The 16,783-nt window shown below is 70.1% G+C and carries 16 protein-coding genes and 1 pseudogene; 7 read left to right on the top strand and 10 right to left on the bottom strand.

Annotation, left to right across the window (positions count from 1 at the left end):
* Window positions 1-86: 86 nt before the first annotated feature.
* The 4 genes from ABT129_RS31780 (at window position 87) to ABT129_RS31765 (ending at window position 4,368) form a co-directional block, all read left to right on the top strand.
* The gene (locus ABT129_RS31780; protein WP_351908580.1) at window positions 87-842 is read left to right on the top strand and encodes a (5-formylfuran-3-yl)methyl phosphate synthase; all 756 of its coding nucleotides are present in this window, start codon (window positions 87-89) and stop codon (window positions 840-842) included.
* 8 nt (window positions 843-850) lie between these two features.
* Window positions 851-2,254 (top strand): aldehyde dehydrogenase family protein, encoded by a 1,404-nt coding sequence (locus tag ABT129_RS31775; RefSeq protein WP_351908519.1) that lies wholly within the window; start codon window positions 851-853, stop codon window positions 2,252-2,254.
* A 3-nt stretch (window positions 2,255-2,257) separates the two neighbouring features.
* Window positions 2,258-3,364, top strand: a complete 1,107-nt coding sequence (locus tag ABT129_RS31770) for an NAD(P)-dependent alcohol dehydrogenase (protein ID WP_351908517.1) — start codon at window positions 2,258-2,260, stop codon at window positions 3,362-3,364.
* Window positions 3,365-3,462: 98 nt separating this feature from the next.
* Window positions 3,463-4,368, top strand: a complete 906-nt coding sequence (locus ABT129_RS31765) for a class I SAM-dependent methyltransferase (RefSeq protein ID WP_351908515.1) — start codon at window positions 3,463-3,465, stop codon at window positions 4,366-4,368.
* A 77-nt stretch (window positions 4,369-4,445) separates the two neighbouring features.
* Here ABT129_RS31765 and ABT129_RS31760 read toward each other — a convergent pair whose 3' ends face one another.
* From ABT129_RS31760 to ABT129_RS31725, 8 genes are all read right to left on the bottom strand, one after another.
* A complete protein-coding gene (locus ABT129_RS31760) occupies window positions 4,446-4,979 on the bottom strand; it encodes an EF-hand domain-containing protein (protein WP_351908513.1) in 534 nt (177 codons plus the stop codon).
* 315 nt (window positions 4,980-5,294) lie between these two features.
* On the bottom strand, window positions 5,295-6,161 hold the full coding sequence (locus ABT129_RS31755; protein ID WP_351908511.1) for a WD40 repeat domain-containing protein: 867 nt from the start codon (window positions 6,159-6,161) through the stop codon (window positions 5,295-5,297).
* Window positions 6,162-6,487: 326 nt separating this feature from the next.
* Window positions 6,488-7,897, bottom strand: coding sequence for a CLIPPER-2 domain-containing protein (locus tag ABT129_RS31750; RefSeq protein ID WP_351908509.1), 1,410 nt, complete (start codon window positions 7,895-7,897; stop codon window positions 6,488-6,490).
* 591 nt (window positions 7,898-8,488) lie between these two features.
* Window positions 8,489-9,073, bottom strand: coding sequence for a restriction endonuclease (locus ABT129_RS31745; protein ID WP_351908578.1), 585 nt, complete (start codon window positions 9,071-9,073; stop codon window positions 8,489-8,491).
* Window positions 9,074-9,165: 92 nt separating this feature from the next.
* Entirely contained in the window at window positions 9,166-9,327 is a 162-nt protein-coding gene (locus ABT129_RS31740; protein WP_351908507.1) for a hypothetical protein, read from the bottom strand.
* 374 nt (window positions 9,328-9,701) lie between these two features.
* On the bottom strand, window positions 9,702-10,052 hold the full coding sequence (locus ABT129_RS31735; RefSeq protein WP_351908505.1) for a GYD domain-containing protein: 351 nt from the start codon (window positions 10,050-10,052) through the stop codon (window positions 9,702-9,704).
* 435 nt (window positions 10,053-10,487) lie between these two features.
* Window positions 10,488-10,889 (bottom strand): peptidoglycan-binding domain-containing protein, encoded by a 402-nt coding sequence (locus tag ABT129_RS31730; protein WP_351908503.1) that lies wholly within the window; start codon window positions 10,887-10,889, stop codon window positions 10,488-10,490.
* Window positions 10,890-11,756: 867 nt separating this feature from the next.
* Entirely contained in the window at window positions 11,757-12,569 is an 813-nt protein-coding gene (locus ABT129_RS31725; protein ID WP_351908501.1) for an aminoglycoside phosphotransferase, read from the bottom strand.
* A 401-nt stretch (window positions 12,570-12,970) separates the two neighbouring features.
* On the opposite strand from ABT129_RS31725, the pseudogene ABT129_RS31720 reads away from it, so the two are divergent.
* Both ABT129_RS31720 and ABT129_RS31715 read left to right on the top strand, forming a co-directional pair.
* Window positions 12,971-13,241 (top strand): annotated as a pseudogene (locus tag ABT129_RS31720) (transposase); the annotation flags it as partial.
* Window positions 13,242-13,416: 175 nt separating this feature from the next.
* Entirely contained in the window at window positions 13,417-13,866 is a 450-nt protein-coding gene (locus tag ABT129_RS31715; RefSeq protein ID WP_351908499.1) for a hypothetical protein, read from the top strand.
* 253 nt (window positions 13,867-14,119) lie between these two features.
* Here the strand turns inward: ABT129_RS31715 and ABT129_RS31710 are convergent, their stop codons facing one another.
* Window positions 14,120-14,323, bottom strand: a complete 204-nt coding sequence (locus ABT129_RS31710) for a hypothetical protein (RefSeq protein ID WP_351908497.1) — start codon at window positions 14,321-14,323, stop codon at window positions 14,120-14,122.
* A 166-nt stretch (window positions 14,324-14,489) separates the two neighbouring features.
* Here ABT129_RS31710 and ABT129_RS31705 point away from each other — a divergent pair, with 166 nt between their 5' ends.
* Window positions 14,490-15,230: a class I SAM-dependent methyltransferase gene (locus tag ABT129_RS31705; protein ID WP_351908495.1), complete on the top strand. Its 741-nt coding sequence runs from the start codon at window positions 14,490-14,492 to the stop codon at window positions 15,228-15,230.
* Window positions 15,231-16,156: 926 nt separating this feature from the next.
* Here ABT129_RS31705 and ABT129_RS31700 read toward each other — a convergent pair.
* Window positions 16,157-16,783 (bottom strand): DUF4394 domain-containing protein (locus ABT129_RS31700; RefSeq protein WP_351908493.1); only part of this gene is annotated, 627 nt, incomplete at its 5' end.

The raw sequence follows: 16,783 nt of genomic DNA, 5'->3' as shown, positions 1-16,783 counted from the left end.
CGGAAATGATGAGCGCACCGCACATGAACCAGGCGACCCGCACCCCTGCCCTCGGGCAGGCGGACATGCGGCGGAAGGAGCTCATGGTGTTGCTTCTCATCTCCCCGGACGGTGTCGAGGAAGCCCTCGACTGCGCGAAGGCCGCGGAACACCTCGACATCGTCGACGTCAAGAAGCCCGACGAGGGCTCGCTCGGCGCCAACTTCCCCTGGGTCATCCGAGAGATCCGCGACGCGGTACCGGCGGACAAGCCGGTGTCCGCCACCGTGGGTGACGTCCCGTACAAGCCCGGCACGGTGGCGCAGGCCGCGCTCGGCGCGGTCGTCTCCGGCGCAAGCTACATCAAGGTCGGCCTCTACGGATGCACGACGCCCGATCAGGGCATCGAGGTCATGCGCGCGGTCGTCCGAGCGGTCAAGGACCACCGCCCGGACGCGCTCGTCGTCGCCTCCGGCTACGCCGACGCCCACCGCATCGGCTGCGTCAACCCGCTCGCCCTGCCCGACATCGCCTTCCGCTCCGGTGCCGACGCGGCCATGCTCGACACCGCGATCAAGGACGGGACGCGACTCTTCGACCACGTACCTCCGGAAGTCTGCGCCGAGTTCGTACGGCTGTCCCACGCATCCGGTCTGCTCGCGGCCCTCGCGGGCAGTGTCGGGCAGGCGGACCTCGGCCAGCTGACCCGCATGGGAACGGACATCGTGGGCGTGCGGGGAGCGGTCTGCGAAGGCGGCGACCGCAACGCGGGCCGGATCCAGCCGCACCTCGTCGCCGCCTTCCGGGCGGAGATGGACCGCCAAGCCCGGGAGCACGCCACCGGCGTCCCCGCCGTGGGCTGACCGTCGGCATGCCGACACCCGAGACCGGCCGCGTCCCCGGACGCCGGGCCGCGCACTTACCCGTCGTCGACCCGGCCACCGGAGAGACCTTCGACGAGGCCCCCGACCAGCAGCCCGACGAAGTGGACGACATTGTCGCCCGCGCCGAGCGAGCCTGGCACGGCTGGCGCTCCGACCCCGCGGCCCGCACCGCAGCGCTGCGCGGCTCGGCCGACGCCGTGGAGGCGGCCGCCGACGACCTGGCCCGCCTGCTCACCCGGGAGCAGGGCAAGCCCCTGGCCGAGTCGTACGCCGAGGTCGCCCGCGTCGCGGCCCGCCTCCGCCACTTCGCCGACCTGGCCCCACGGACCCGCCGGATCGACGACGGCCGACCCGTACACAGCGAGGTCCGCTGGCGCTCTCTGGGACCCGTCGCCGCGATCGTGCCGTGGAACTTTCCCCTCCAGCTCGCGGCGGCGAAGTTCGCACCCGCTCTCGCGGCGGGCAACACGGTGATCCTCAAACCGGCACCGTCCACCCCGCTCGCCACCCGGCTGCTCGGCTCCGTCCTCGCCGCCGTCCTGCCCGAGGACGTCCTGACCGTCGTCACCGGACGCGAACCCCTCGGCGCCCGCCTCGCGTCCCACCCGGGCATCCGGCACGTCACCTTCACCGGCTCGGTGCCCACCGGGCGTGCCGTCGCCACGGCGGCGGCCGCCTCGCTCGCCCGGGTCACCCTGGAGCTGGGCGGCAACGACGCCGCCATCCTGCTGGACGACGTCGACGTGGACGGGATCGCGGACCGGCTGTTCTGGGCCGCGTTCCGCAACTGCGGGCAGGTCTGCATGGCGGTCAAACGCGTCTACGTCCCCGCCCGACTCCACCCCGAGGTCGTCGAGGCCCTCGCCCAGCGCGCGAAGTCCGTCGCCGTAGGGCCCGGACTCGACCCCGGGACCCGGCTCGGCCCCGTACACCACCTCCCGCAACTGACCCGGGTCGAACAGATCACGGAGCAGGCCCTGGCTGACGGCGCCCGGGCAGCGTCCGGCGGCCACCGCCTGGACGGGCCGGGACACTTCTTCGCTCCCACGATCCTCACCGACGTACCGCCCGACAGCCCGGTGGTGACCGAGGAACAGTTCGGCCCTGTCCTGCCGGTACTGCCGTACGGGAGCCTCGACGAAGCCGTCCACGCGGCCAACGGCACCGGCTTCGGCCTGGGCGGCTCCGTCTGGGGCACCGACCTCGACCGGGCCGAGACCGTGGCCGACCGGCTCGAATGCGGCACGGCCTGGATCAACCACCACGCCGAACTGTCCCTCGCCCAGCCCTTCGCAGGGGTCAAGGACAGCGGGGTCGGCGTCGCGGGCGGACCGTGGGGTTTCTACGGCAATCTCCGGCCCTTCGTCGTCCACCGCCCGAGGGAGACGTGACGGATGAGGTTCAAGGCCGCCGTACTGCGCGCGTACGAGGACCCCTTCACGGTCGAGGAGGTGAACCTGCGGACGGAACCGGCCGCCGGCGAACTCCTGGTCGAGATCGCGGGCTCCGGGATGTGCCGGACCGATCTCGCGGTCCGGAGATCCGCCGGCCGCAGCCCGCTGCCGGCCGTCCTCGGCCACGAGGGCGCCGGGGTCGTGGTGCGATCGGCCGGCGGTCCCGACGGCGCGATCGACGTGGGCGACCACGTCGTGCTGAGCTTCGACTCCTGCGGAGACTGCCGGAACTGCCGCGGAGCAGCCCCCGCCTACTGCGACTCCTTCGCCTCCCTCAACCTCTTCGGAGGACGCGAGGAGGAGCCGCCGAGGCTCACCGACGCGACCGGGGGAGCGCTGGCACCCCGATGGTTCGGACAGTCCTCGTTCGCCGAGTACGCGCTCGTCCCGGCCCGCAACGCCGTCCGGGTGGACCCCACCCTGCCGCTCGAACTGCTCGGCCCCCTGGGCTGCGGCTTCCTCACCGGCGCTGGCGCCGTGCTGAACACCTTCCGAGCGGGCCCCGGCGACACCCTGGTCGTCCTCGGCGCCGGAGCCGTGGGCCTGGCCGCGGTGATGGCGGCCACCGCCGCCGGCGTACGGACCGTGGCCGTCGACCGCCACCCCCGACGGCTTGACCTCGCCGAACGGTTCGGCGCGGTACCCCTGCCCGCCCGGACCGCCGCACTGCCCGAACAGATCCGACGGCTGACCGACGGCGGAGCACAGTACGCCCTGGACACCACGGCCTCCGTTCCCCTCATCAACGACGCGCTCCACGCGCTGCGCCCCACCGGGACCCTCGGACTGGTGGCACGCCTCCACACCGCCCTGTCACTCGACCCCGGCACCCTCGATCGAGGCCGCGGCATCCGCCACATCTGCGAGGGGGACGCCGTACCCGGACTGCTGATACCCCGGCTGACCGCACTGTGGCAGGCCGGACGCTTCCCCTTCGACCAGCTGATCCGGACCTACCCGCTGGCCGACGTCAACGAGGCCGAACGCGACTGCGACGCGGGCCGCGTGATCAAACCCGTCCTGCTCCCGGAGCGAACGACCCGATGAGCGAGGAACCCGGCAGCGCGGAACAACCCGTCCGACGGACGGACCCCCGTCCCACGAGCAGACATCTCACACTCCCCGCTCCCGCCAACGGAGGAATCATGGCCGACACGACGCCGCGACGGACAGACACGGAAGGCGTGGACGGAGGAGTGGGCCTGACCGCCCTCCTGGTCGCCGCGGCACGGGCGATCGAGACCCACCACCACGACAGCCTCGTCCAGGACGTCTACGCGGAACACTTCGTGCGCGCCGCCCCGGTCTGCACGGACTGGCCGGTACGCATCGAGCAGGCCCCGGACGGGCACGACAACCCGCTGTGGGGACGGTTCGCCCGCTACTTCGGTCTGCGGACCAGGGTCCTCGACGACTTCCTCCTCCGGTCGGTACGCACGAACACCCGCCAAGTCGTCCTGCTAGGAGCGGGGTTGGACACGCGCGCCTTCCGGCTGGACTGGCCGTCGGACCTGACGGTCTTCGAGATCGACAGGGCGGGCGTACTGGCCTTCAAGCAGCGGGTGCTCACGGACCTGTCGGCTGCCCCGAGGGTGAAGCGTGTCCCCGTGCCGGCCGACCTGCGCGCGGACTGGGTCACTCAACTGACCACCGCCGGCTTCGACCCGTCCGCGCCGAGCGTCTGGCTGGCCGAAGGGCTCCTCTTCTATCTCCCGAGCTCCGCCGAGACGCACCTCATCGACACGGTGGACACACTGACCACCGGGGGCAGCGCTCTGGCCTTCGAGGCCAAGCTGGAGAAGGACCTCCTGGCGTACCGCGACAGCGCGATCTACTCGGCGACGCGCGAGCAGATCGGCATCGACCTGCTCCGCCTGTTCGACCTGGGCCCGCGACCGGATTCCGCCGGCGACCTGACGGCCAGGGGCTGGTCCACCTCGATGCACACGCCCTTCGACTTCACCCTCCGCCACGGACGCGGCCCGCTTCCCGTGCCGAACGACGCGCTGGAGGGCAACCGCTGGGTGTTCGCCCACAAGCCCCGGCCCTGACCGGAGCGGGCGCCGGCACCGCGGCCCCGGTCAGGTACGGCGGACATCCTCCCGGAGGCGCCGGCTGACGACCGATGTCAGACGGCGCCGACGCCCACCAGCCGGTCGCCCGGGATTCCAGCCATGTCCGGCGCGTAGTAGTCCTCGATGCCGGCCGCCCACGTAGTCACGAGGATGCGGTCCTCGGAGTCGGGGCCGAAGGCGTCGAAGAGCGCGTGGATGTTCGCCTCCTCGAAGCCGATCGCCGTCATCAGAGAGACGAAGAGGGGGCGCTCGATCCGGCCGTCCTTGTCGGGGTCGCCGAGTGCGGCGAGCGCCTCGGCGAACTCGGCGATCGTGGGTCCGAAGCGCTCGGGGTCGAGCACGAACGGACGGAACTCGTCGACGGTGACGACACCGTCGCCGTTGGCGTCCAGCTCGGTGGCCAGCGTCGTCCAGTAGCGGCGGAACGCGGCCCGGATGGCGGCCCGCGCGCCCTCGTCCGACGTCACCGCCGCCTCCAGGACACGGTCCGTCATGAGGTCGAAGTCGTCGGAGTCGATGACCCCGTTGCCGTTGGCGTCGAAGAGGGAGAAGACCAGCTCGACCCGCTTGGCGGCCTCAGTTCGCATTCCCGTCACCTGTCTTCCGCAGGCCCGTCGATCACGGACCCGACCCAATGAGTGCTTCCGGATAACCGTGCCGGGCCGGAGGCGTGACGGTGAGGGGAGCCCGATGACCGGAAGGAGTGAGTCCACCGACAATGAGTGCGAGACGTGGGCCACGTCGTCCCGGAACTGCCCAGACCGTCACGTACGCCGGAGTGCACCCGGGCACGGTGAGGAGTCGTCCATTGCCACCCGCGGTGAAGGTCACGACGACGGTGCGGGTGGGAGCGGACCAGACGATGGCGCGGCGGGTCGCGGACGAGGCGAGGGCACACCGGATCACGGGCCAGGGCCAACGGGCCCGCTGTGCGGGCCGGGACCCGCCGTCGGCGCGCAGGCCCGCCGGTAAGGAGCCTCGGGGATTCTCTCCCGCCACTCGCGTCGGTCGAGGCCGCCGCCGAGGCGGGAGCACAGCGCCGCCGCCACGTCCTCGGGCGCGACCCGGTGTTCCTGGAGTGGAGTGTTACGGCCCTGGGAGCGCAGCGTGCGGCCGTCGTGTCCGAATGCCAGGCCGGTGATGTCGTCCCCGGAACCGAGCAGGGCCGTGCCCAGAGCCTTGCGGGATTCCACGTCCCACAGCCTGACGCGCCCCAGTTCGTCGCCGGTGGCGAGGGTCTTGCCGTCGGCGGAGAACGCCAGGGCGGTGACGGCGCCGGTTCCCCGGCGGCGGACGGCGAGCAGCTTCCCGTCAGGGCGTATCGCCATCGCGGACGGGCCGTTGGGGAGGCCCACGATCCGCTGCCCCCGCGTGAGGTCGATCAGCTCCGACTGGTTCCCCGAGAGAATGGCGTAGACGACCGGTGTTCCGTTCTGCCGGACCGGCGCGAGGGTCCTCACGCTCCTGGCGACGTGGGCGTCGTAGGGAACCGGGAGGCCGGGCAGCGGGCGCCTCGTGCGCACGTCCCAGAGGGTCTGTTCCTCTGGCAGGCTCAGCGGCGCATGTCGCACCCCGGCCACGCACAGGGCGAGGCGCCGCCCGTCGGCGCTGAGGGCGACGTCGCCGCCGTCCGCGGCCGCGTCGGCGGCGAAGACCAGCTCTCCGCTGCGGACGTCCCACACCTCCGCCCGTCCCTGCACGGCCGCGGCCAGCAGGCGGCTTCCGTCGCCCCAGGACGTGCTGGTCACCGCCGACTTGTTCTCGCGCACGATGGTGCGCCGAGTTCCGCCGCGAAGGTCCACAGCCGGATCTCAGCCGGACGGAAGGGCTGATCATCGAAGCGTCCGCCATGGATCGTCGCGACCGCCCACCGTCCGTCAGGGATGGGCCGCAGACGGCTGGAGAGGTCCAGCCGGTTCAGATCGCGGGACAGGAGCGGCGGAAGCGGCTTGGGCGCCCCGGGGACCGCGTGGCTCGGGCCCTCGCGCAAGAGCGAGGGCCCGAGCCCCTTCGCGGCTGTCAGCCGACCGCTATGGGGTTGGGATGAGGGTGCACGCGCTTCAGGGCGGACGTGGGCCTCAGAGCCCACGCCGGCTCAGGTCCGGGGCACGCAAGGGGCGCAGCAGGCCGGGGCGGGTTCGACGCACACGGTGACGGAGTCCGTGTTGTCGGCCGGATCGGGGTCCTTCTCGACGGCGGTGACGGTGGCGGTGTTGGTGACGCGGACGGCCCGGGTGGCCTTCGCCCGCAGGGTGAGGGTCGAGCGGGCGCCGACGGCCAACGAGCCGACCGACCACAGCCCGGTCTCGGGGGAGTAGGAACCGAGGTCGGCGTCGGCGGACAGGAAGGCGAGCCCGTTCGGGAGCCGGTCGGTGACGGTGACGCCGGTCGCCGGGCTGGGGCCGGCGTTGTGGACGGTCAGGCGGTACGTCACGGTCTGCCCGACGGTCACGGTGGTCGCGTCGGCGGCCTTGGTCACGTTCAGGTCCGCGGCCGGGCGGACCTCGGTCACGGCCTCGTCGGACGTGGACGTCAGTGGCTCCGGGGTGGAGCCGAGACGGTTCTCGTACGTGGCGGCGGCGGTGTTGGTGACACGGGTGCCCGCCGTCTTCAGACCGAGCGTCACCCGGTACTCGACCGTGGTGCCTCCCGGCAGAGCGGCGGTGTTGGCCAGGCTGCCGCCCTGGGAGGCGGAGGCGGAGGCGCCGGTGCCGAGCCGGAAGACGACCGTGCCGGCCGCCGCGTCGTAGGCGGCCTGGTCGTCACCCGTTTGATCGGTCTTCACTCCGGCGTTCGGACCGTCGACGATCCGCAGCGACCCGGGCACGTACGTGGTTCCCGCGGGCACGACATCGGTGAGGGTGAGCCGCTCGGCGGCTCCGCCCCCCTCGTTCTTGGCGGTGATCCGGTACGTGACGACATCACCGACGTCCAACGGCCCCGTCGGCACGGCGGTCTTGGTGAGAACCACGTACGGGGCGGTGCCGAAGAAGACACCGTCGAGGAAGTTGCCGATGCCGCGGTTGCCGCCGGCGGCCGAGACGGACCGGAAGGCGAAACGGGTGGTGGTCTGCCCGGCCGGGACGGTGTAGGTACCGGTGTAGTACCCCCATGCCGTGTTGCCGTCGGTGAAGGTGCGCTGTTCGACCGCGTTACTCGGGGCGCCGATGTCCAGGGCCATGGTGTCCTGCCCCTGCCGGCCGCGGTGGTAGAGCCGCCAGTACAGCTTGGTGCCGGGGGTGGTCGGCAGGTCCTGGAACAGGGTGGAGACCTGGTTGGCGTTGAGCTCGGCGAACTGCTCGCCCTCCGCGGAGGGCACGCCGTTGAAGCCGGAGTGCCACAACTCGACCATGTGGTCGGTGGCGGTGGTGAGCCAGCCCGGGACGTGCCGTGGAGCCTGGGTCTGGGACGCGTCCGGCAGGAAGGCCATGTCGGTGACGGAGGGCTGCTCGAAGCTTCCGTTGACGAGGGCGACACGGAGCGGGACGGAAGGAGGTGTACTCATACTGACGTCTCCAATCGGTCGATGGTGCGCGGCGGCCCCGCTCCTCCCGAACTCCGGTTACGGACAGGGCGGGAGGACGGATCCGGAACGCTCCGTAGCTCACCGCCTCCACAGCGCCGGGTACAGCCGGAGTGGAGAGGTCTTGGCCAGAGCCGACCGGCGGGTTTACCTCTGTCGACACGGTGTGCCACCGCGCTACCGCCCACCGCCGCGCTCTCCACATCACCCCGCCGGCCACCCCTGGAGCACAGCCCGCGCGCGTACCTCCCGTGCTGACCTGATGACACCGCTGCCTGGCACCCATGCGCCACACGAAAGACTGAACCCAATGCGGCCAGGGTGACGTACGTGCGTACGAAGAATGGGCCGGCTCAACGAGTGACGAAGGCCCTGAGAGAAGGTTCGGAGACAGGGAAGCCCCGTCGCGCGCGACCGGTGAGCGGCAGGGCTCGGTGCAGCGGGTCGCCAGGTCTCTCCACCGGACCGCGCGAATGGAGGCCCGCTTCGGCATGTCATGACCGACGCTCCCGACCGGACACGAAGAGGCCCGGGGAGCCGTAGCTCCCCGGGCCTCTTCGTGTCAGGAGCCGGTCAGCCGGACGTGGGCCGACGCGGCGGCGGTACGGCCCGCAGCAGCTCCCACAGAGGCCGTGAGCCACTTGCCCAGTCACCCAGCATGGTCCGGTCGACGAGGTGCAGCCGCTGAGAGCGGGCGAAGTCGACCGCCGGTTTCGAGAACCGTCCGTTCGTGACGAGCACGACGACATCGCCCCTGTGCACCGGCCGACCGGTGCCGTTGAGGACCTGCAGATCCGGGCTGCCCACCGCTGCTCCGGACAGACCTGCCCGCCGGTGCTTGCACTGGATCACCCAGCGCCGCCCGTGCGGGTCGGTGGCCTTCACGTCCGCGCCGTTGTCCCCGGCGCCGCCGACCTGCACCGCGTCCGCACACCCGTCGCGCTGCATCAGATCCCGAACCGCAAGCTCGAACTGCCGGTGATGCAGAGCGTCCAGCTGCGTCAGGGCGTACCGCAGCCCCTTCATACGTACCCGCTCCCACTGCGCGGCTCGTTGCCGTCTGACCACCCAGGCGGCCGCCGCCCCGCCAACGAGCAGCATCAGGACAACCGGGACCCATGGGTGCGCGCGCAGGAAGTCCACGACCGCCGCCACCACTGCCCCCGCGACGACCAAGCCGCCGAGGACGAGGAGAAGCTGCTCGGTGCCGCCACCCCTCCGTGACCGCCGTCTGGCCGGGCGCCGCCGACTCACCGTACGTCTCCGGTCCGGTCCCACTTGATCGGGTACGACACCGTCGGCAGCGGGCGCGGTGCGGTCTGCGTCTGCTCCGGCCGGCGCACCGGATACGAGACGGCCGGGGCCGGGCGGGGCGTCTTCTCCCACTCCGGCCACTTGATCGGGTACGTCACAGCCGACGAGGACCTCGGCGCCGGCAACCCCTCCGTGCCCGTTCCGCTGCGCGTCGATGAACTGGATCCACCGAAGACGAATACGGCCGCCACGATCCCGACGGCCAGCGCAGTCTGCTCTCTCGTCCCGGCCGGCGCCCTCCAGTGCGCCTGGACCGGTGTTCCGTCCCGCTTGGTGTACCCCTTGATGAACGGCAAGACCGAAGTCCCCCTCCGTTGGGCGATCACGCGCTTCCCGCGCAACCGACCAATGTAGGAGGCGCCGCTGACAAGGGGTCATCTATTGGCCACTCATCGTGATCTTGAGTCGTAGGGGCAGCCGAGTCCGCAGAACCGCGGAGGAGGAAAACGGGGATGTACGCAGCTGGCGGAGCTCACTCGGCCACATCTGGACTGGTGAATCCTCCCGGCGCCCGGTACTGGACCCGTTCGGCTTTGCGCAGGGCGTCCATGGTCTCGTCGACGGTCAGGAGAACTGTCGTCTCGAAGGAGCTGAGCGCGCCACCTCCGCTGATCGCCAGCGCAACCGCGGCCATGGACACGTTGTCGGGGGCCTCCCACAGGTTGTATCCATCGTGCGTGCCGAAGGCGTACCAGAAGCCGTGGAGTCTCCCACCGACGGACTCGATGTACGCCTGAGCGGCCCGCGCGCGGTCCTCGGGGTGGGCAGTCAGCCTCGCCCAAGTCTCCGGTGTGTAGCTGAACCTCGACAGATAGAGCGGCATGGGATCTCCCTTTCGTTCCACCAAGGGATGCCCGGAGCGACGGGGAAAGGCGCCGGATGCCGCCCGAGTGTCCCCCGAACGGCTGGGGACCATGACCGGCACGGCCACACCCAAGGGGCCGGGGGCAGCATGAGACCTGGAGGCAATGGACCGGGTCATGACATAGACCCCGGGGAGGACTACTGACTGAGGGCGCGGCCGTGTCGGTCCAGGCAATGCCGGTGGCCCCGCGCGAGTGCGGGGCCACCGGAGTGAGGTCAGAACGGAGAGGTCAGACCTTCATGAGGGTGAACAGCGGGGCCATGGGCAGGGTGCCGAGGGCCGCCGCGAGCTCGTAGTCACCGGCGGCGATGGCCACGGTGAACAGGGCCATGAGCAGGACGGCGGGGGAGTTCCTGGGGCGGCGCCGTCCCGGACTGTCGGGTCGGCGGCGTGTCAGTGCGCCTGGTCGGTCGCGTATCCGAGGCAGGTGTGGGTGTTGCGTCCGACGACACCATCGACGCCGAAGCTGCACCAGCTGTAGTCGTTCTGGAACCGCTTCACCCAAGCTCGGGTCTGCGATCCGTAGTAGCCGTCGACCGTGAGGACGTTGCCGTAGATCTGGTTGATCCTGCTCTGGACGTTGGGCACGCAGGCGTCGTAGTTGGTGTTGTAGCTGAGGGTGCGGGTGGGGGTCCACAGCGTGTACGGGAGCGCCGGGTTCTGGTACCAGGAACCCATGCACACGTCCACGGCAGACGCTGGGGTGGCGGTGGCGACCACGGCCGTACCGAGACCGACGACCATCGCGGCAGTCGTCGTGAGGGCTGCGACACGCTGCTTGAGTTGCATCTTCATGCTGGTATCTCCCCTTTTTGCAGTGGCTGTTGACTCTGGGAAAGCCCGGCTGGGACCCCGTGGCGCTCATGATGCAGCTCACGGATCTGCGCCGAGGGGCGGTGCGCTCTTGGTCGTCGCCGGTGCGGCAGCGGCCGCCGACGCGGCGGGAGCAGCCCCCTAAGGGAAGAGGACCGGCTCGCTTGCCGGGGACGCGGTCACCAGTCCGAAGACGGCCACCGCTACCGTCGACACGGCCACCTGAACGTTTCTCTTCTTCGCTGTGGTCCCCATCCAGTCGTAGTGATCGGTCAGATGGCCGGCAGCGCGTCGTACCTGAGCCGCGAGGTACAGGGTGACCAATCCGGCCCGGCTCGATGCCAGCGTCCCGCGCCCGGCCCGCTGAGACGTCCGCCCCCGGGCGGGACCAATTCGTCCTGCCTCAGATGTAGGTCGAAAGGTGCTGTACCGCTGGGGAGGGACGTGACGTAAGGGGGAACAAGTAGCAGCTGAACAGCTAGTACTTGTCCGGCCGAGCATGTGACTATTCCGTGCCGGAGTCGTGCCTGTGGACATGGGGCGGGGCGGGGCTCGGCCCTGCCGGGGTGAGCTGGGGGACGGAACAGCCGACGCCAGGGCGCCTGGCAGAAGCGGCTCAGGGCGCGGGCTTCGCCGTCCCCGGAAGCGGGTGATCGCCGCGATGGAGGCCCGACACGCCGGAGCTGCCGCGGGCTAGGCGCCCTGCTGCGGGGAGATGCCATCCGAGCGGGAACGGATAACCCCCCTGCCCCGCAGCCGGCCCGCCGGCATCGTCGTCACCTGACCCCTGCGAGGCAGCTCCGCTGCCCGCCGGAGCACCTCGGCGGTACAGCTGCCGACGGCCGGAGTTCAGGGCGAAGCCCAGTACGCGGCCCACACCCTGGCTGCCCGGATCGTCTCCTCCAGCCCGGCCGTTCCGTACGCCTGCCAGTCCTCCCAGGAACGGGCCTCGGCTTCGGTGAGGACGACCAGCGCTTCGCGCGGCGCCTGCGCGAACGCGGGGACGGTCCGGGCCCAGGCGGCGGCCTGCTCGCAGGTCTGCTTGCCGTCCAGGACAAGCCGCATCCCCCACAGGGCGGTGTCGATCCAGGCGGGCCCGCGCATCGCCCACGCCCAGTCGGTCATCCATACCCGCCCGCTGCGCTCGATCATGAAGTTGGTGGCGCACGGATCGGAGTGCACGAGCCGGTTTCCCGCCAGGAGGGGCGCATCAGCCGGGTCGCAGTACTCCCCCCACCGCTCCCACGGCGTGAGGTGGACTTCTTGGGGAGCGGGGTGCCGGCTCAACTCATCCAGGACGGTGGCGACCGGTTCCAGATGGTCGCTGCCTTCGCCGAACCACGCCCACGCGCTCGCGTCGGCGCCTTCGAAGCAGACCAGGAGCCAGCCGCCCGCTTCTTCCTGCCACAGCACCTTTGGGGCGCTGTCAGGCAGGAAGGGGTTGACGGCCGCCTCCGCTTGAAGCTCACCGATCCGTTCGTGCTCCAGCGGCAGGCCCTTGACGAACACCATCTGCGTCTCGGACGGCCAGAACAAGGAGGCGAGCGCGGAGCTGGTGCCGTTCTGGACCTCGGCTCTGGGGCAGTCCTTGCCGACCCGGTCGGCGATGGCACGCCGGGTTGCTTCGGGGAGCTTCTCGAACGGGGGGCGGTTCACCCGCATGCCTGCTCAGCGTCCCGGCGGGGGCTGCTGGGGGTGGTTCGGTGGGAAGGGCGGATTCTTGTCCGGCCGGGTGGGCGGGTATGTGGACGGCCGCCCCGGTGGTGGTGTGGAGGTGGGCCTGGGTTTCGGGTGGCGCTCGAGCAGGGGGATCGTCATGACGGTGAAGGTACTTGTCGGCACCAGGCCCCGCCTGGTGTTGGACGAGACTGACTGGTTGTCGGCCAGGCCGCCGGTGCAGGTCGCTTCAGGGCGGCAAGAGCCGGTCGATGTCTCAACGTCCCTCGGATCCTGCCGGACCAACCCGCGAATGAATTGCTGGTGAACCTGTCCCGGTGGTCTTCACCTCTTGCTTGTCGATGGTGATGGTGCCGCCGCCCGCCGGGATGGTGCCGTCCCGTCGCGGGCCCCGGCGTCGGCGGCCGGCGAAACTGCATGCCGACGAGGGCTACGACTACGACCACATGTCTCCGATGGCTCCGCCAGCGGGGCATCCGCCCTCGCATCGTCCGTAAGGGCATCGAGTCCTCACAACGGCTGGGCCGGCACCGCTGGGTGGTCGAAGGAACCGTGTCCTGGCTGGCCGGCTGCCCCAGACTCCACCGGCGCTACGAACGCAAGGCGGAGCACTTCCTCGCCTTCGTCGGCATAGCAGCGGCACTCATCGGCTATCGGCGGCTGGCTTCCGGCAGCAAGGCCCGAGCCGGAAGGCTCGATCGCTCGCCTCGCAACCCGGCAACAGTTGCCAAGGTTTCAAGCCGGGTTCCCTCTGATCCGTGTCGGGATCATGATTGTGGCGAATGTGGGAACTGGGAGACGCCCAGGTCACCTGCCTTGAGGGAGGGGCTCAGTGAATGATCGACCAAGGGTATTTCTCTGGTTGTTGGTTGCTGCCGGAGCGTTCGTCATTGCGGCACTGGCCAACTTCCTCATAGACCTGACCGAGGCCCCTGACGACCCTCCACTCACCGTCAGCGACGTGCGAGGGGTCTGGTCGGCCTCGGACGGTGGACGTCTGACGGTCAGGGCGGACGGTTCTGCAGAGCTGGAGGAGGTGCCAGATCCCGGGCCGGGTTGCGGGGAGGCTGAGAGCAGGGTTCACACCGGTCCGGCGAACTGGGTATTCGACACATTCCCTGACGAGTCTCCGGGGATCAGGCTCGACTATCCCGGCGCCGCCACCGGCCAGACGTGCAGTGTGTACCTCTCCATCTCGATCTCTGATGAATACGGAAGCAAAGGGTTTCTCCCTCATGACGCCGACCCGACGTACGTGCGCGGCACCACGCATCAGCACTGACCGCAACAACGGACCCCACCGATCGGGACACCATAAGAAACGACGTCGTAGTCAAAGGTGCTCAGTCCGGTCTGAACGGAGTCATGAGGGCCAGGCCAAGCGCTCTTGCGGGTGTCTCACCAGAGGGTGAGGTAATAGACGCCGGCAGGGGGATAGGGGTCTACGCCGGGGGAGCGGTTGCCGCCGAGTTCGTCGGGGACGAGTGAGGGCATTGCGGCGATGAGGGCCGTGTTCCCGGCACGGAATCGACCGTTCAGGTCGAGGAGGGGGCGTCGAGCCCGAGAGGGATCGCGGTGTCTGACGCAGTGACGAACAAGCGCGCGTTGGTGTCGTCCTGAAGGCGGAAGCCGCCCAGCCGCGGAGGAATTCTGCCGCCCGGCTTGTCTTCGGGCTGAAGCACCAACGTGAACGGGTACTCGCCCGCCCAGTGCGGCTCCGGCATGTTGACGAAGTTCATGCCGTATCTCATTGTTCTGCTGGCTGAGGCAACAGAGTGGCGTCGACGGGCGAGGACGTCGTGCAGGGCTGTGGCTCGTCTGGCGGATCTTGGTCCGGGCCGGGGCGAGGGCCAGCCGTGCCCAAATCGTGTTGACGCCCCCGGCTGGCAGTGCTGGAGTCGGTACGTGGACAGCATCCCCGCCAACCGGCGGCTCTGGAACCAGATCAGCAGCGCCTACCAGCACGAGCACGACCCACAAATCGGCGCCGCACCCCGGCTGTGGGGCATGTACTCCATCCCCGACGCGCACCTGCACGCCTTGGGCGACGTCACCGGCAAGCGAGTCCTCGAACTCGGTTGCGGCGCCGGCCAGTGGTCCAGGGCGCTCGCCGCCGAGGGCGCCACCGTGGTCGGGCTCGACCTGTCCGAAGCCCAACTCGACGCAGCAGCAGGCGCGATGGGAGCGATCCGGTACCCGCTGGTGCAAGGTGCCGCCGAGCAACTCCCCTTCGCAGACGACAGCTTCGACCTGGTGTTCTGCGACTTCGGTGGGCTCAGCTGGGCGCCCCCGCACCTGGCCGTCCCACAGGCCGCACGCGTCCTGGTCCGAGGCGGGCGCCTGGTGTTCAACGTCGCCAGCCCATGGTTCGAAGCCTGCTACGACGAAGCCGCCAGCCACGTGACCACGACGCTGCAGAAGGACTACTTCGGGCTGAACAGCATCGCCGAAGACAACGGCGCGACCAGCTATCAGCTCACCTACGGCGGCTGGGTCAAGGTCCTGCGCGGCGCGGGTCTCGTCATCGACGACCTCATCGAGCCGCGACCCGAACTCGGAACACCCAACGGCTACAACGAAACCGACCCGCCCGACTGGGCACACCGCTGGCCGGCGGAACTGCTCTGGGGAACCCACAAACCGTAGGTTCCGTCTCTCCAAGACACCACACCGTCCGCCGGACGCCCCACAGCTACCTTCGCCAGCTCCATACCGACCTCCCGCCCTTTCGGGTTCACTGGAGGACGACTGGTGCTCCGAGCGCACGGCGGCCTGTCCCACGTAGGTGATGTAAGTCAGGAGCCGCTCGGGCTCGCTCGGCCAGTCCGGATCGTCGGCAGCCAGGCAGGCCAGTTCACCGAGGGGAGTAGGGCTGTCGGCGAACTGCGCCAGCCGGCTCCCGAAGGTGTCCGTCATCGCGGTCCCTTTATCAGGCCTGTTGCGGGGCCTTGGCCGCGTCGGGCGCGTCGAGCGTCTTCGCCGCACGCCCGTTCGACCAGGATGGAAACGGTACGTCTGCACGCGTGCCGTGCGCGTTCGCGGTGCGCGGCGTCGACCGTGTCCTACGCACCCGGGAGGACCGTGACCCAGCTCTGGGCTGGCAGGGAGTTGTGTCGCCGTCTTCGCTCTGCTGCCTTCCGGACAAATGCCTTCCGGACGAACCAGTCCCGCAGCCGGCCTGAAGGTCTTCCGGCCTTGGCGATGGGCTGTACGGGTGATCGTGTACCCACTGGGCCATCCATTGCGGATGGTGTGTCGAATGTGGGATGTCGACGGCGCTGCCCTTGGGGTTTCGCCGTTGGTGACGCGCCGCCGGGGGCCAGCCCGCCTGCGGCGACGCGTCTTCCGCTTCCTGTGCCGGGTGCCTGGCTCGGAAAGCGGTGGGGCCACAGGCGTATTCCTCCTGGCAGAGGATGCTCCTGGGGCTTCCGCCCAGATCCTGGTGGTGCTCTGTCCGGCAGGGTCTGGGCGGGCTATCGGCGGTTGCCTCGTTGCGGCAGGGCTCCGTGTCCCATGGCTCTGCGACCACAGCTACGGTGCGGATACGGCAGCCGCAGAGTCGGAACCGCTCTTCAGACGGAAGGTGTTCCCGCGGTCTCCCGGTCTCGCGTGATCCGCTTGCGGGCAGCGATCGCGCCGAGCAGAACCATCCCGCCTACTGCCGCGCCGGTGGCGTTGAGCTCGGTGCTGCTGGCGGCGGCGAGGGCGCCGCCGCCGGTGTTCATGGCGCCCTGCGGTGTGCGGTTGAGGGTCACGGCGAGGTCGGTGACTTGCAGGGCCTTGGGGAAGGAGCCCTTGTGGCCGACTGCTCCGGTCAGCAGATTGACGGTGTAGAGGCCGGCTGTGCCGTCGACGTTCAAGGTGGCGTAGCCGTGATTGGTGCCGGCCTTGGTGTTGTAGTGGACGTCGAAGCCCGCGGAGGGGCCGACCTTGACGCCGAGCCCGCCCGTGGGGGCGAGGCTGCCCGCGTTGGCCGGTGACTGCAGGGAGACGCGGTCGGCCTTGGTGTCGATGTCGAACAGCGTGGTCGCGGTGTCGGTGCTGAGGTCGTTGTTGGTGTACCCGGCGCCGGTGACTCCCATCGCGGTGGGTGTCTCGGTGGACGGCGGTGTGGCCGGGTTCTTCAGCGTGCCGTCGACGGTGGTCGTCTTGGGTGCGGCCTCGTCGTCGATGTTGTGACGCAGATTCTGGCCGGTGTC

This window comes from Streptomyces sp. NPDC002057 (assembly GCF_040296665.1).
Taxonomy (GTDB): Bacteria; Actinomycetota; Actinomycetes; order Streptomycetales; family Streptomycetaceae; genus Streptomyces.
The sequence above is the reverse complement of the archived record's forward strand: the minus strand, read 5'-3'. Positions and strand labels throughout refer to the sequence as shown.